This is a genomic window from uncultured Microbulbifer sp. (assembly GCF_947498635.1).
GTDB lineage: Bacteria > Pseudomonadota > Gammaproteobacteria > Pseudomonadales > Cellvibrionaceae > Microbulbifer > Microbulbifer echini.
This window is the reverse complement of record NZ_CANMKV010000006.1, coordinates 110,519-125,899: the sequence shown is the minus strand read 5'-3', so window position 1 is coordinate 125,899 and position 15,381 is coordinate 110,519. Positions and strand designations below refer to the sequence as shown.

The following is a 15,381-nucleotide window of genomic DNA, read 5'->3' as shown; positions in this document are numbered from 1 at the left end:
TGTTCCACCAATTTTTCTATCCCCACGATGGTTGCTAACGCGTTGGACCTACTTATGAGTCAGGGGCCACGCAGACAGTTTCACAGCAGCAAGCTAAACAGATCTCCCCAGATAAGAACGTGAACGTTCACTACACAACTGTATCATTGACTCTACCCGTTAAATCACCCGGCTTCTGTGCCCCTGGTCACCTCGCCTCCAGGCTAACTCTTATGAGATGTTTCTGTTCGTCAGATCGCAGTTTTGCTAGCGACTTCCTCCCCACAAAACCTCTCAGTGTTGCAGTTGCCATTCGCTAGTAGTTAGCATTTAATGGAATCCATTAAATGGTGATCCTCCTACATGGGACTTTCACCCCAATTAGTCCGCGCCATATTGGGGGTACCAAAGCCAGCCAAAATCGTGCGCTTTGGACACTAGACTCGCAACAATTTGCTCGCCTTTGCTGGCGACGTTAGGCATAAATAAACTATGGAAATATATAAAGCTCCCGAATCCAACGTTGAAATCGGAAAAATTCAATCAACGCCAAGTGTTTTTTGGAAAATATTCTTTTGGATTCACATTGCCTTAATCCTATTTATACCGTTCATATTTATCGAAAGTCCTGAGATTCATTACCTTGACTATATTGATATTGGTATATTTTTACCTATTGTTATCTTTAGCCTTTTTTGCTATGCATATTCGAAGAGACCTGTCAGCACTACAGTTTTCTCAATGATCTTTTATTTATATCTTCCATGGGCATTATTTTATGAGCTAATTGCACCTTACGTATTGGGTATCCCATCCTACGGAGAGGATGCAGTGATTGATTTTTGGATTGTGATCATTCCAATTTTCCTTCTGCCAACGTTGTTTGCTCAATATTCTCTTGCAAAATCACCAAATGCCTAAATCCGGTAGCCGGTAGCCGGTAGCCGGTAGCCGGTAGCTTCTAGATACCGGCTACCACACCACCCATCGTGCGGATCCGCAATGAGCAGTTCCCTATCCGTAATAAATCTCTACCCAACGATAGTGTCGAGCAGCTCCTCATCTGAGTTGAGTGTCATGGCTGTGCGTTACCTCAACTTTATCCGACTGGAAACATATCGGTAAGCTTGCCCTGCCTTTTAATTCATGGATTTGAGTTCAGGCATTCACCATGTCCAAGGTATTAATCTTGGCATTAAGCTACTATGCCGTCGGCTAACTTCTGTTTAATCACCTTGATCATTACTGACCGAAGCGCTGTTATGTCCCACCACTTTTGTCTATCCTCGCAATGGTCGCTAGCGGGCTGGGCCTACTTATGAGTCAGCGCCACACTGACAGCTTCACAGCAGCAAGCTAAACAGATCTCCCCAGATAAGAACGTGAACTTTCACTACACAACTGCATCATTTACTCTACCCGTTAGATCACCCGGCTTCGGTGTGCTTGGCCGCCTCGCCTCCAAGCTAAGCCTTATAGGATGTTCCTGTTCGTCAGCTCGTAGTTTTGCGAGCGGCTTCCTCCCCACAAGACCTCGCGGTATTGCAGTTGCCATTCGCTAGTAGTTAGCATTTAATGGCGTCCATTAAACTGTGATTTTCCTACACAGGACTTTCACCACATTAGTCCACGCCCATGCTTGGCGTACCAAATAAAGGCACCGGACCGCCGCTTTGGTTTTGCTACAGGTGCTTTAAGCGTCAGGCGTCAGGCGTCAGGCGTCAGGCAAACTATCTGAGATTTTCGAGAATATGGAACTAGAGAAAAGTGAAGCTCGAAAGAGAGCTGATGAAATTAAGCCTCACCGCTGTAAGAATCTAATTGCTGTTCTCGAATGCCCAATAGATATGAAAAATATTGGCACAGTTATTAGAAACGTCAATGCTTTAGGTGTAGAGAAAACATATATCGTTGATCCGCGTAACTCACTGCCTGATGATTGGCAGGAAATGAGAGAGAGAAAATCACTTTCAAAACCGTCTGTGTCTGCAATAAAATGGAGTTTTGTAAAGCGATTTGACAGTACAGAGGCGTGCTTAGCCCACTTGGCCAATAATAGGTTCACCTCCATCGTCACCTCTCCTCATGTAAAAGGAAAAGACAACTTTATACTACATGAGGCTGATTATACACAGCCGAAATTGGCCGTATGGTTTGGTAACGAATCTCGAGGTATAAGCGATTTGGCAGTAGAAAACAGTGATTTCTGCGTATCCATTCCAATGTTTGGAATGATTGAAAGCCTGAATCTAGGAACAACTTCTGGAATTGTACTGTATGAAATTACTAAGCAGCGCCGTAAGCATCAGGAAAAATACAAGAGAGCAAGCCGCGGCACCTAAATCGTGTAGCCGGTAGTTTCTTGCTACCGGCCCCCACACCATCCATCGTGCAGGTCTGCAATGGGCGGTTCCTATCCGTTATGAATCTCCACCCAACGATAGTGTCGAGCAGCTCTTCATTTGAGCTGAGTGTCATGACAGTGCGCCACCTCAACTTTATACGACTGGAAACATATCGGTAGGCTACCCCTGCCTTTTAACTCGTGGATTTAGGTTCAGGCCTTCACCATGTCCAAGGTATTAATCTTGGAATTTAGCTACTATGCCGTCGGCTGACTTCTGCTTAATCACCTCGACCATTACTGACCGAGACACTGCTATGCCTCACCAATTTTTTTCTATCCCCACGATGGTAGCTAGCGGGTAGGGCCTACTTGTGAGTCAGCGGCCATTCTGACAGCTCCACAGAAGTAAGCTAAGCAGATCTCCAAGATAAGAACGTAAATTTTCACTACGCGACTGCATCATTGACTCTACCCGTTACACCACATGGCTTCGGTGCCCCTGGCCACCTCTCCTCCAGGCTAAGCTTTATCGGATGTGTCTGTCCGTCAACTCATAGCTTTACCAGCCGATTCCTACCCACAAGACCTCGCGGTATTGAAGTTGCAATTCGCTATTAGTTGGCATTTAATGGAATCCATTAAATGGTGATCTTCCTACAGGTGACTTTCACCCCATAAGTCCATGCCCATGCTGGGCGTACCAAGGCAATGAATTTCGCTACGGCCTTAAAGACCTCCACCGGAAACACCACACATTACGCAGTGTGCCGTTATCACGGCGTTAGCCAGCCCGTAGAAGCATAGAATGGAGGTAGGAATGGAGAAAGCCAAAGCTCATTATTTGCAGATGATACTTGAGCATGAATCACACAGTGCTCATATTCCAATTATTGCTGAGGTTTTCCAAGATTTAAAAGTAATTGCAGATACTATTGATATCGAAGAAGGTAAAGGCATGGATTCTTTAGCTCACAGAATCCAAGTTAGAACTTTAATCAATGCAGTTACAGCAATCATGTCATCAATTGTAATTCTATTGAAAGAGAAGCATTTTGAAGGTGTTGATCCACTAGGGCGAGTTGTATTGGAACACTCGATAAATATTATGTACTTATTCATCGGCAAGCCAAAAGTACATAGTAAACAATTCGTGAGAAATTATATAGATACGACACTAAAAAAATCTGAGCGTTGGCATGCTTATACTCTCAAAAGTAGTGATGAAATTGAGCAAGAGATAGCTGAAAATAAGCTTAAGCTTCTGAAGAAGATGAAGAATGACCATCCTGGCTTATATGATGGAACTATAAAAAAATGGCCTAATGCACATGATCGGTTTTTGAAAGTGGGGCACGAAAGTGCATATGTCACCCTCTTTGCTATGAACTCTGACTCAATTCATGGTTTATCAGAAGACGTATACAACAATTGTTTATTACCAAACTACCCAGATGAGCTAGCCCCATATGTAATGAGACATTACAAGGCATTGAGTTCTTCTATGTCTATCTACCTAGCCATGAAGTCGGTGGCGTTTTTTGGCTTAGCAATTAACGCTATCTCAGAACGGCTCAAGTCATCTCATGACATAGAAGCGATCCTAGTTAAACTAAATGATGCGGCATCGCAGCATGAAGGGGAGAATCTCGAACGCTGGTTAAGCTAAATCTGTTAGCCGGTAGCTTCCAGCTACCGGCCCCCACACCACCCATCGTGCGGGTCCGCAATGGACGGCTCCCTATCCGTAAGGAATCCCTATCCAACGATAATGTCTAGTAGCTCTTCATTTGAGTTGAGCGTCATGGCAGTGCACCATCTCAACTTTATCCGACTGGAAACCTATCGGCAGACTAGCCCTGTCTTTTAACCCGTGGATTTTGGGTTCAGACCTCCATCGTGTCCAAGTTATTAATCTTGGCATTTGGCCACTATGCCGTCGGCTAACTTCTGTTTAATCACCTTGATCATTACTGACCGAGGCGCTGCTATGCCCCACCACTTTTGTCCACCCCACGATGGTAGCTAGCAGGGTGGGCCTACTTATGAATCAGCGGCCACACAGACAGATTCAAGCTAAACAGATCTCCCCAGATAAGAACGTGAACTTTCACTACACAGCTGTATCATTGACTCTACCCGTTAGATCACACGGCTTCGCTGTCCCTAGCCACCTCCCCTCCAAGCTAAGCCTTATAAGAGGCTTCTACTCGTCAGCTCATAGTTTTGCTAGCGGCCTCCTCCCCACAAGACCTCACGGTGTTGCAGTTGCCATTCGCTAGTAGTTAGCATTTAATAGAATCCATTAAATGGCGATTTTCCTACAGGGTACTTCCGTCCCATTAGTCCGCGCCCATACTGGACGTACCAAAGCGCACAATCTGACGACTTTGCCGCCGGCTCGTTAGGCAATCACGTCATCAACAATATAACAAGGAAAAAATAGTGATATTGGAAACTACACTAACTAGACATGAAGCTATGTCTAAATTTAGGGAGCAACATCGGATAGCTAAACCGGTTGTTTATCTAAAGCAACTTGATAAACGAATGATTTATCGAATGGGAAAAAATGATACTACAAGAATAACTAGATTAAGGCATCATGAAGATAGCCGCCCAATGAAGAGTGTTAATAAAAGAACGGGGATTGAAACCTCGAAGAGGAATGAAATAATCACCTTCAAAGAAAAAGATGAGCTTTATGTATTAGAAAAATCAGGTGGTGTCTCTTTATTTGATGCTATGAGTCCAAAACTTAAAATGGGCAAAAATGACTGTTGGTATTATGTACCAAAGAATGTCGTTATACCAGAGGGAATTCTTATCGCCAAGGATGTTGAGCCTGACGCACATGGGCATTTTCACTATGCCTTCCAGCCTGCATACAGCATGAAATTATCAGAATTCACTGATAAACTAAGTGAAATCGGAACACAGATGAGAAAGGTATGAGTGAGTTAAGAGAATTATCTTATAAAGAAATATCATATATCCGATCAGCCTTGGAAGGCTATATTGGTCTTTTGAAGCTAGATATTGAATCTGAAGAAACAGATGATGATGAAAGAATGGATCTTCAAGAAGATTTACTGTTTTATGAAAAACTTCTGTATACCTTTCAGAAATCTGAGAAGCAATCTGTGGATTTAAAACAAATTCAATCTATCGCTATCAAAAAAAGGTAGCGCTTCGCATTTAGTTTCCCCACCTAAATCGGATAGCCGGTAGTTTCTAGCTACCGGCTCCCGATCCATAATGAATCTCTACCCAACGATAGTATCGAGCAGCTCTTCATTTGAGCTGAGTGTCATGACAGTGCGCCACCTCAACTTTATACGACTGGAAACATATCGGTAGGCTACCCCTGTCTTTTAACTCGTGGATTTAGGTTCAGGCCTTCATCATGTCCAAGGTATTCATCTTGGTATTTGGCTACTATACCGTCGGCTGACTTCTGTTTAATCACCTTAGTCATTACTGACCGAGGCGCCGCTGTGTTCCAGCACTTTTGTATATCCCCGCGATGGTGACTAGCGGGTAGTGCCTATTTATAAGTCAACGGCCACGCTGACAGCTTCACAACAGCAAGCTAAACAGATCTCCACAGATAAGACCGTGAACTTTCACTACACAACTGCATCATTGACTCTACCCGTTAGACCACATGGCTTCGGTGTCCTTGGCCACCTCGCCTCCAGACTAAGCCTTATAGGATGTTTCTGTTCGCCAGCTCGTCGCTTTGCTAGCGGCTTCCTCCCCACAAAATCTCACAGTGTTGCAGTTGCCATTCGCTAGTTGTTAGCATTTAATGGCGCCCATTAAACGGTGATTTTCCTACAGGGGACTTTCACTCCATTAGTCCACGCCCATTCTGGGCGTACCAAGTCAATTGACTTTGCACTTTAAGCGGCCAACAGCTTACAATCCGCTCCGCTACGTTTCAGCTGCGGGTTATTGACGCGCCATGGATAAGTTGGTAATTGAGTAAGATATGACAATAGAAAAATATCAAGAAGAAAAAGAGATATTACGTAACTTGAATAAACGAGAAAGCCTGTGGGGCATGTTGATAGCCACACTGATTGGAATTTTTCCAACATTAGCAATCTTCTATGCTGCGCCGGAATTATTTGTTTCTATTTTAGGATGGGTTATTCCAGGAGTAGTCCTCGGAGGTTTTGTTAAGTTGGCAATTAGCGCCCATAGTATTAAGCTTAGGCTTATCCCTGCTGGGTTAATATTTCTACTTGGACCGTTGTTGCTATTTGTAACAGGAAATCCATTTACTTTTTTCATCGGTCTAATGAACATGTTTATAGTTATAACAATTACAAGGCCAAGATTATCAAAAGATCAGGAGCGGGCACTCTGGCTTCAACGACAGGGTAAGCTCCAGCCATAACATGCAGCTGTAATCTAACCCCCGAAAGTTGAGCAGGACGCAAAATCTAAGGAGAGAATAATGAGATGTATTTTAATAGCACTGTCACTGGTATTTTTTCTAGCTGGTTGTGCAGCTTCTATCCCAAAGGAAGATCTTGAGAAATCAGCATTTATTAGGGCTGGCTCAACCAACATTTGGTCAATAACAAGCGGCGGCTCAACGGTTTCTTTGACTGCCATTGATGGCCTACCTGCAAATACAAAAAGTGGCCCTGTAGCAGTCAGCCCAGGCAAACATACAATTACTATGTCGTGTGCAGGCAATGAAAATGATTTTGAGCTAACCGTCAAAGCTGGTGAAATATACGAGTATACCTATGGTGTTGGTGGGCCAAAGGGGTGTTTTGGTGGGCTCATCAAGGTTAATTGATCCAAATCCGGTAGCCAGTAGCTTCTAGCTACCGGCCCCCACACCACCCTTCCTTCGTGCGGGCCCGCAATAGGCGGCTCCCTACCCGCAATAAATCTCTACCCAATGATAGTGTTGAGCAGCTCTTCATTTGAGTTGAGTGTCATGACATTGCGCCACCTCAATTTTATCCAACTGGAAACATATCGATAGGCTAGCTCTGTCTTTTAACTGATGGATTTTGGATTCAGATCTCCACCGCATCCAAGATATTGATCCTCGCATTAGGCTACTATGCCGTCGGCTAACTGCTGTTTAATCACCTTGCTCATTACTGACCGAGGCCCTGCTACGTCTCACTACTTATGTCTATCCCCGCGATGATCGCTAGCGGGCTGAGCCTATTTATAAGCCAACGGCCACGCTGACAGCTCCATAACAGCAAGCTAAACAGATCTCCCCAGATAAGAACGTGAACTTTCACTACACAACTGCATCATTTACTCTACCCGTTAGATCACATGGCTTCGATGTCCTTGGCCACCTCACCTCCAGGCTAGGCCTTGTATGATATTTCTGTCCATCAGCTCGTAGCTTTGCTAGCGGCTTCCTCCCCACAAGGCCTCGCGGTATTGTAGTTGCCATTCGCTAGCAGTTAGCATTTAATGGAACCCATTAAATGGTGATCTTCCTACTGGGGACTTTCACCCCATTAGTTCACGCCCATGCTGGGCCTACCAGGGCCATCAACCATCGCCAGCAAAGCTGCCTGGACCTCCACACTGTGTGCTCCGGCCGGTTATCACGGCGTTAAGGCTACAATGAATATTCGAGAATCTATCCAGTCTCAATTTTCCGGAAAAGCTTTCGAAAGACCTTTGTTCTATATCCACGAAGGAGGTCTTCGTTTTGAGCTCTCCTTAGGTGGAGATTGGCTCGATCAATTTGACTTAGCATTACGTAAATCTCACGAGATATGTGAAGAAGTGTTCGATAAAGAGATTGTTGCCTGTTACCGTATCTTTAGTGACAAACCCCTAGTTTCTTCTATCTCCACTTTTCGTGAACTTAGAGATATTGGATTATTTCCCGAGAAAGAGAAAGAGCACTGGCTTGAGCATGTAGCGGTAGATGAAGGCTGTATTGAGGGGGAAAGTGAAGATTACTGGCATACAATTGCGATAAAGCTACCCAAATCAAGTCTGAAGAAGCTACTTTGGTGTAGCATGGCGCAAGGCTTAGGCATCAAGCCATGTCCGCTAGTAAACATCTACCTCTTTGAACTAACTAAAGGAGTTGAAGTTTGGCCTTATGATGTTCGAGGCATGGACATTATTGGCAACAAGGCCATACTGTCTCAGCTATACAAGAAATTTAACTCATACCTTCTCGACTACGATAGAGAGATGATGGACACCAATTTTGGCTAATGCCTTAGTAGCTTCTAACTACCGACCCTTACACTATCCGTAATAAATCTCTACCCAACGATAATCTCGAGCAGGTCTTGAGTTGAGTATCATGGCAGCGCGCTACCTAAACTTTATCCGACTGAAAACATATCGGTAGGCTAGCTCTGTCTTTTAACCCGTGGATTTTAGGTTCAGGCCTTCACCATGCCCAAGGTATTAATCTTGGCATTAAGCTACTATGCCGCCGGCTAACTTCTGTTAAATCACCTCAGCCAATACTGACCAAGGCGCCGCTGTGTTCCAGCACTTTTGTATATCCCCGCGATGGTGACTAGCGGGTAGTGCCTATTTATAAGTCAACGGCCACGCTGACAGCTTCACAACAGCAAGCTAAACAGATCTCCCCAGATAAGACCGTGAACTTTCACTACACAACTGCATCATTGACTCTACCCGTTAGACCACATGGCTTCGGTGTCCTTGGCCACCTCACCTCCAGGGTAGGCCTTGTATGATATTTCTGTACGTCAGCTCGTAGCTTTGCTAGCGGCTTCCTCCCCACAAGGCCTCGCGGTATTGTAGTTGCCATTCGCTAGTAGTTAGCATTTAATGGGCCCCATTAGTTCCCGCCCATACTGGGAGAACCAAGCAGCAGCACGTAAGCCCAGCAAAAAAACGGGCAGGAAGGCCTACACGCCGCTTCGCTCTGTTTCGGCCACCCGTGTGCTGGGTAAATGTGTAAATATAGTTAAGAAACCTTTTTCGTGATGGTGATAACGAAAATAGGTAATAGCAATCACCCAAAAAGAGTCATATTTAGTATGAGTACAGGTACGGTAAAGTGGTTCAATGGTGACAAAGGTTTTGGTTTTATTACTCCGGATGATGGAAGCAAAGATCTATTTGTTCACCATTCAGAAATTCAAATGAGTGGTTTCAAATCTCTGGAGGAAGGGCAAAAAGTAGAATATGTTGTGGGGCAAGGACAAAAAGGGCCGTGCGCCAACAATGTAAAGTCGCTGTAAGATAGTTAACAGCATAAATCGGGTAGCCGGTAGTTTCTAGCTACCGGCTACCACACCACCCATCGTGCGGGTCCGCAATGGGAGGTTCCCTACCCTTTATACATATCTACCCAACGATAGTGTCGAACAGCTCTTCATTTGGGCTGAGTGTCATGGCAGTGGGCTACCTCAACTTTATCCAACCGGAAACATATCGGCAGGCTAACCCTGTCTTACAACTCGTGGATTTAGGTTCAGGTCTTCACCCTGTCCAAGGTATTAGTCTTGGCATTTGGCTGCTATGCCGTCGGCTGAATTCAGCTTAATCACCTCGGCCATTACTGACCGAGGCGCTGCTGTGTGCCACCACTTTTGTCTATCCCAGCGATGGTGGCTAGCGGGTTGGGCCTGCTTATGAGTTAGTGGCCACACTGACAGCCTCACAGCAGCAAGCTAAACAGGCCTCCCTAGATAAGAACGTGAACTTTCACTACACAGCTGCATCATTGACCCTACCCGTTAGATCACATGGCTTCGGTGACCTTGGCCACCTCGCCTCCAGGCTAAGCCACATAGGATGTTTCTGTCCGTAAGCTCGTAGCTTTGCTAGCGGCTTCCTCTCCACAAGACCTCGCGGTGTTGCCGTTGCCATTCGCTAGTAGTTAGCATGTAATGGACCCATTAAACGGTGACCTTCCTACAAGGCACTTTCACCCATTAGTCCACGCCCATGCTGGGCGTACCAAGTCTAGGCACAACCGCTCACTTCGTGAGCTGGACCTCCACATTGCGTGCTTAGGCCTGTGCTGGTGGCGTTAGCTACACATATTGGCAACTCCAATGCTTATCGAAAAACTAAAAGGAATGAGGGTTTGCTTAGATTCTCCAACTAGAGTAGAACAGCTGGGTTTCGGAGAGAATCAAGTCTCAGCCACAATAGGGACAAAAGGGGGTCCAGTGTGTGCTCCACTATTGAAATATAGCGTGCTTAGTGATGACTCTTTGGTAATCGACAAAGATAAATTTAATATCGAATGGAAAAACATTCGTGTTGGAGAGGAGTATATTTCTGTAGTACGGAATGATGTTGAATGTAAGTATAAAATCTATTGATCGGAAATGTCCAGAAAATCTAAAACGGGAGTCGTGGTTCGAATAGTTAATAATACACGTCATTTTATATTTATAAACTACGGCAAAAAATAGGCTGTAGCTTATAAATATAAATGTGCGTTGCGCTAGCATCACAAGGAAAGTTTCACTTTATGAGCGGAGCACCAGTAATTCTCGAAGAGTATGATTCCTCTTGGCCGGATAAATTTGAGAGGGAAAAGGAGCACTTGATGGCCATAGCAGGAAAATGGTTTTACGGTAGTATTGAACATGTGGGTAGTACGGCAGTTCCAGGTATGCTAGCCAAGCCAGTGATCGATGTTATGTTCGGTGTGAAATCTCTCAGTGAATCGAAGCCAGCAATAGATGTTCTAGTTGAGAGTGGTTATAAATACTGGCCATATAAAACTGAGGTCATGCATTGGTTTTGTAAGCCATCAGATACTTATCGCACCCATCACCTTCATCTAATTCCTTATGAAAGTCCGTTGTGGCAAGATCGTATTAAATTTCGCCAGCTTTTACGCTCAAATAACGAAGTAGTAACTGAATACGCAACGTTAAAACGAGAACTCGCAGCAGCTTATAAAGAGGATCGCGAAGCATACACAGAGAAAAAGTGGCCCTTTATCCGACAGGCTATGCAGAGTGAACAATGCTAAATCGGGTGGCCGGTAGTTTCTAGCTAGCGGCTACCACACCATCCACCGTGCAGGTCTGTAATGGACGACTCCTATCCGTAATAAATCTCTACCCAACAATGGTGTCGGGCAGCTCTTCATTTGAGTAGAGTGTCATGCCTGTGCGCTAGTTCTGAGTCACCGGCCACCCTGACAGCTTCACAGCAGCAAGCTAAATAGATCTCCCCAGAAAAGAACGTGAACAGTCACTACACAACTGCATCATTGACTCAACCAGTTAGATCACACGGCTTCGGTGCCCTTGGCCACCTCGCCTCCAGGCTAAGCCTTATAGGATGTTCCTGTTCTTCAGTTCGTAGTTTTACTAGCAGCTTCCTCCCCACAAGACCTCACGGTATTGTAGTTGCCATTCGCTGATAGTTAGCATTTAATGGCGCCCTTTAAACGGTGATCTTCCTACAGGGGACTTTCACCCTATTAGTCCACGCCCATGCTGGGCGTGCCAAATTTAGGCAAGCGGACAAATTACTACGCCTTCGATTCCGTAATTTGCCGTTGCTAAAGGCGTTATGTGGGGCTAAGTCGAGATCTTATTGAGAGATGTCGCGTAATTGACATTAGCTTAAAGAATCATCCTGACACTCACTGTAATGCTACGACAAATTTACCAGACACAATAAGTTGTTTTTATGCAGCCTTTTAACACTCAATTTACCTTATCTAGAGATTACCTTGCCGAATGCTATGATCAGTCTCTACCCTATGGAAAAAACGTTAAGCCCAATTATCTTCTTCCTACATTATTATTATCTTCTGGTGCGGGATTACTGTTATTTACTGAGCAACCTAAGATCGCAAGTTGCATGTTAATTGCATTAGGCGTGCTGGAACTGATTCACATTCGATTTCGACGAGCTTGGTGGTTAGCACGGCAGATGCTTGGGAAAAGTGCCGGTAGTGAAGTGAAATTAACCATAGATAAGGATGGAATCCAGACACAGAATCCTTATACGATAACAGCTCTGTCGTGGGCAGATATCGAGCGTATTATTGAAACCGATTTAGGGCTTATTTTGGTGGCCAAATCTGGGGGGCAGCAGTACTTGTCTAAATCGTTATTACCTGTTGAATTAATTAATGAGATAGTTACCAAGATTAAGGGTAAACATTGATTTCAATAAAAATTAAAATCGTGCCTACAATGCAGATAATACAATACATAACAAGTTGCCCAAACGCGACGACCCTACAGGGCCGCCACTTGGCAAGGCGTTAAATGCGCACAAGGAAGACGTAATGCAGTTCATCCGAAGAATAAAACGAAATAGAGCGATAAAATCGTACTTGCGGAAATTGCCTAGGTTCCTAGCGAAAGATTATGGGAAATCTAAAAGGTATCGCCCAAAACAAGTAAGAGCTACGATTGAGAGGTCAGGGCTCTCAATTATTTATACCAGTTACGCGATTTCAATTTTTTGCTCAAAGAAGGAATTTGATGCATATCATCATGAAATTGGTGAGGTGTGTGATTACGGAGCAATGCGTGGAGAAGTAGGAAATCTTCATTTTTACGGAAATGCAAACTTTAGTAGTAACGATGTTGCATCTGTTGGCTCTGACTTTGGTGGCGGTGCACATGGTATGGATGGCGGCGGCGGCGGCGGCGGCGGCGGCGGCGGCGGCGGCACAGATTGAGGCATATAAATCGGGTAATCGGTAGTTTTTAGCTACCGACCCCCACACCGCCCATCGGCGAGCCCACAATGTGCGACACCCTATCCGTTATGAATCTCTGCCCAACGATAGTATCGAGCATCTCTACATTCGAGTTGAGTGTCATGGCAGTGCGCTACCTCAACTTTATCGGACTGGAAACATATCGGTAGGCTAGTCCTGTCTTTTAACTCGTGGATTTAGGGTTCAGACCTTCGCCATTTCCAAGGTATTAATCTTGGCATTTGGCTACTATACCGTCGGCTAACTTCTATTTAATCATCTTGGTCATTACTGACCGAGGCGCTGCTATCTCCCATCACTTTCTCCTATCCAAACCTTGGAGGCTATCGGGTTGTGCCTACTTATTAGGCAGCGGCAACACAGACAGATTCACAGCAGCAAGTTAAACAGATCTCCTCAAGCAAGAACGTTAACTTTCACTACCCAACTGCATCATTTACCCTACCCGTTAGATCATCCGGCTTCAGTGTCCTTGGCCATCTCACCTCCAGGCTAAGTCTTATAGGATGTTTCTGTACGTCAGCTCGTATTTACTAGCGACTTTCTCCCCACAAGTCTTTGCGGTGTTACAGTTGCCATTCGCTAGTAGTTGGCATTTAATGGAACCCAATAAATGGTGATCTTCCTACAGGGGACTTTCACCCCATTAGTCCACGCCCATACTGGGCTTATTAAGCGCCTGTAATCTGACTTCCGGCCACTGTTACCTTTTGTACTAAAAGCCGCCGGCAGTTGAGGCAGGCGTTAGCTTTAGTCGGAAATAGCAAACCAACAAGGAAGTTAAATGGTACGTTTTGATAGATTATGGAAAAACTACCCAAATGAAGATCCATGCGATGCAAAGAACCGTGATGGTGAAAAGCTTTTTGGAAACCAATGCGCGATTCGACTAAGTCATGCAATGAAAAGTCTGGTATTAAATTCAATACTTTTCCAAAAGAAAGGAAGTGTTGGGTTAACCCTGAAGAAGAACATATTCTCGCGGCAGCAGAGCTTGCAGATTGGATTCAAAAATCAAAAATTCCAAATATGCTAGTTACTGAAAATATTACCGGTGAAAACTGGAGAGAAAAAGTAGAATCGAGGAAAGGAATTATATGCTTTGAAGATTACTATCTGCGCAGTGATGGTAGCGGTGGAGCTCATATCGATCTCTGGAATGGTAGAGCCATGACTGGAATTGATTCATATTTTCGTACAAGATTTAATATAGTTATTCCAAGCATTTGTTCTGACTTAGGTAAATCAAAAAAAATAAGGATCTTTCCGGTATCATGATGAAAAAATTACTCTGGTTTATCATCGCGTTTATTTTCATCAGTATTGCTTATTTCTTCTTAGTGTATTTGGCTGGGTGGGCCTTAAGTCTGGCAGATTTCAGGCTCTACAATTCTGAAGCCGATCAGCAGCGTAATTTCAACATTGTAATGTCAGGATGGCTTTTACTTTCCATAGCGGGTGCTGCTTGGTTAAGTAGGCGAAAAAGCTGACAATGCGCAGCAAGCTGCGGCTACAAAAAGGAGTTAAGCAACGCACCAAGAAGAAGCTCAGGCTTTTGTACTAGGTGTCCCATGGTCAGTTATCACCATGTGGAACCACAATTACAGTTCTAATAAAGTTGACTATGAGGCTGGCAGTGCTAAATCGGGTAGCCGGTATTTTTTAGATATCGGCCCTCACACCACCCATCGTGCGGGTCCGCATTGGGCGGTTCCCTACCCGAAAATAAATCTCTACCCAACGATAGCGTCGAGTAGCTCTTCATTTGAGTTGAGTGTCATGGCAGTGCGCTACCTCAACTTTATCCAACTGGAAACATGTCTGTAGACTAGCCCTGTCTTTTAACGCGTGGATTTAGGTTCAGGCCTTCACCCTATCCGAGGTATTAATCTTGGCACTAGGTACTATGCGGTCGGCTGACTACTGTTTAATTATCTCGGCCATTACTGGCCTAGATGCCGCTGTGTTCCACTATTTTTTCTATCCCCACAATGGTTACTTGTGATTTGAGCCTACTTATAAGTCAGTAGACATGCTGACAGCTTCACAACAGCAAGCTAAACAGGTCTCCCCAGATACTTTCACTACACGACTGCACCATTTGCTCTACCCATTAGATCACATGGCCACGGTGTCCTTGGCCACCTCGCCTCCAGGCTAAGCCTTATAAGATATTCCTGTTCGTCAGCTCGTAGTTTTACTAGCGACTTCCTCCCCGCGGTATTGCAGTTGCCATTCGCTAGTAGTTAGCATTTAATGGATCCATCAAACGGTGACCTCCCTACAAGGTACTTTCACCCATTAGTCCACGCCCATGCTGGGAGTACCAAGACGATGAACCTGTCACTGCAGGAGT

Annotated in this window: 15 protein-coding genes; all 15 read left to right on the top strand. The window is 44.8% G+C overall.

Annotation, left to right across the window (positions count from 1 at the left end):
* The first annotated feature begins 471 nt into the window (after window positions 1–471).
* Window positions 472–900 carry a hypothetical protein gene (locus Q1A69_RS04810; protein ID WP_299581906.1) on the top strand — a complete coding sequence of 143 codons (429 nt, stop codon included), beginning with the start codon at window positions 472–474 and terminating at the stop codon, window positions 898–900.
* 830 nt (window positions 901–1,730) lie between these two features.
* Complete coding sequence (locus tag Q1A69_RS04805; RefSeq protein ID WP_299581903.1) at window positions 1,731–2,321, top strand: RNA methyltransferase; 591 nt, start codon at window positions 1,731–1,733, stop codon at window positions 2,319–2,321.
* Window positions 2,322–3,143: 822 nt separating this feature from the next.
* On the top strand, window positions 3,144–3,992 hold the full coding sequence (locus Q1A69_RS04800) for a DUF5677 domain-containing protein (protein ID WP_299581900.1): 849 nt from the start codon (window positions 3,144–3,146) through the stop codon (window positions 3,990–3,992).
* A 776-nt stretch (window positions 3,993–4,768) separates the two neighbouring features.
* Window positions 4,769–5,278, top strand: a complete 510-nt coding sequence (locus tag Q1A69_RS04795; RefSeq protein ID WP_299581897.1) for a hypothetical protein — start codon at window positions 4,769–4,771, stop codon at window positions 5,276–5,278.
* Window positions 5,275–5,511 carry a hypothetical protein gene (locus Q1A69_RS04790; RefSeq protein ID WP_252472607.1) on the top strand — a complete coding sequence of 79 codons (237 nt, stop codon included), beginning with the start codon at window positions 5,275–5,277 and terminating at the stop codon, window positions 5,509–5,511. The genes Q1A69_RS04795 and Q1A69_RS04790 overlap by 4 nt, the downstream gene beginning before the upstream one ends.
* Window positions 5,512–6,317: 806 nt before the next feature.
* A complete protein-coding gene (locus tag Q1A69_RS04785; RefSeq protein WP_299581894.1) occupies window positions 6,318–6,728 on the top strand; it encodes a hypothetical protein in 411 nt (136 codons plus the stop codon).
* Window positions 6,729–6,788: 60 nt separating this feature from the next.
* Window positions 6,789–7,139: a hypothetical protein gene (locus Q1A69_RS04780; protein ID WP_299581892.1), complete on the top strand. Its 351-nt coding sequence runs from the start codon at window positions 6,789–6,791 to the stop codon at window positions 7,137–7,139.
* Window positions 7,140–7,939: 800 nt separating this feature from the next.
* On the top strand, window positions 7,940–8,548 hold the full coding sequence (locus Q1A69_RS04775; RefSeq protein WP_299581889.1) for a DUF3885 domain-containing protein: 609 nt from the start codon (window positions 7,940–7,942) through the stop codon (window positions 8,546–8,548).
* An 803-nt stretch (window positions 8,549–9,351) separates the two neighbouring features.
* Window positions 9,352–9,555 (top strand): cold-shock protein, encoded by a 204-nt coding sequence (locus Q1A69_RS04770; protein ID WP_299581885.1) that lies wholly within the window; start codon window positions 9,352–9,354, stop codon window positions 9,553–9,555.
* 819 nt (window positions 9,556–10,374) lie between these two features.
* On the top strand, window positions 10,375–10,647 hold the full coding sequence (locus tag Q1A69_RS04765) for a hypothetical protein (RefSeq protein WP_299581882.1): 273 nt from the start codon (window positions 10,375–10,377) through the stop codon (window positions 10,645–10,647).
* A gap of 152 nt (window positions 10,648–10,799) precedes the next feature.
* The gene (locus Q1A69_RS04760) at window positions 10,800–11,309 is read left to right on the top strand and encodes a GrpB family protein (RefSeq protein WP_299581879.1); all 510 of its coding nucleotides are present in this window, start codon (window positions 10,800–10,802) and stop codon (window positions 11,307–11,309) included.
* A 668-nt stretch (window positions 11,310–11,977) separates the two neighbouring features.
* The gene (locus tag Q1A69_RS04755) at window positions 11,978–12,460 is read left to right on the top strand and encodes a YcxB family protein (protein ID WP_299581876.1); all 483 of its coding nucleotides are present in this window, start codon (window positions 11,978–11,980) and stop codon (window positions 12,458–12,460) included.
* Between the two features lie 124 nt (window positions 12,461–12,584).
* Window positions 12,585–12,983, top strand: a complete 399-nt coding sequence (locus Q1A69_RS04750) for a DUF6559 family protein (protein WP_299581873.1) — start codon at window positions 12,585–12,587, stop codon at window positions 12,981–12,983.
* 918 nt (window positions 12,984–13,901) lie between these two features.
* Entirely contained in the window at window positions 13,902–14,303 is a 402-nt protein-coding gene (locus Q1A69_RS04745) for a T6SS effector amidase Tae4 family protein (RefSeq protein ID WP_299581870.1), read from the top strand.
* Window positions 14,300–14,515 carry a hypothetical protein gene (locus Q1A69_RS04740; RefSeq protein WP_299581867.1) on the top strand — a complete coding sequence of 72 codons (216 nt, stop codon included), beginning with the start codon at window positions 14,300–14,302 and terminating at the stop codon, window positions 14,513–14,515. The genes Q1A69_RS04745 and Q1A69_RS04740 overlap by 4 nt, the downstream gene beginning before the upstream one ends.
* The last annotated feature ends 866 nt before the right edge of the window (window positions 14,516–15,381 follow it).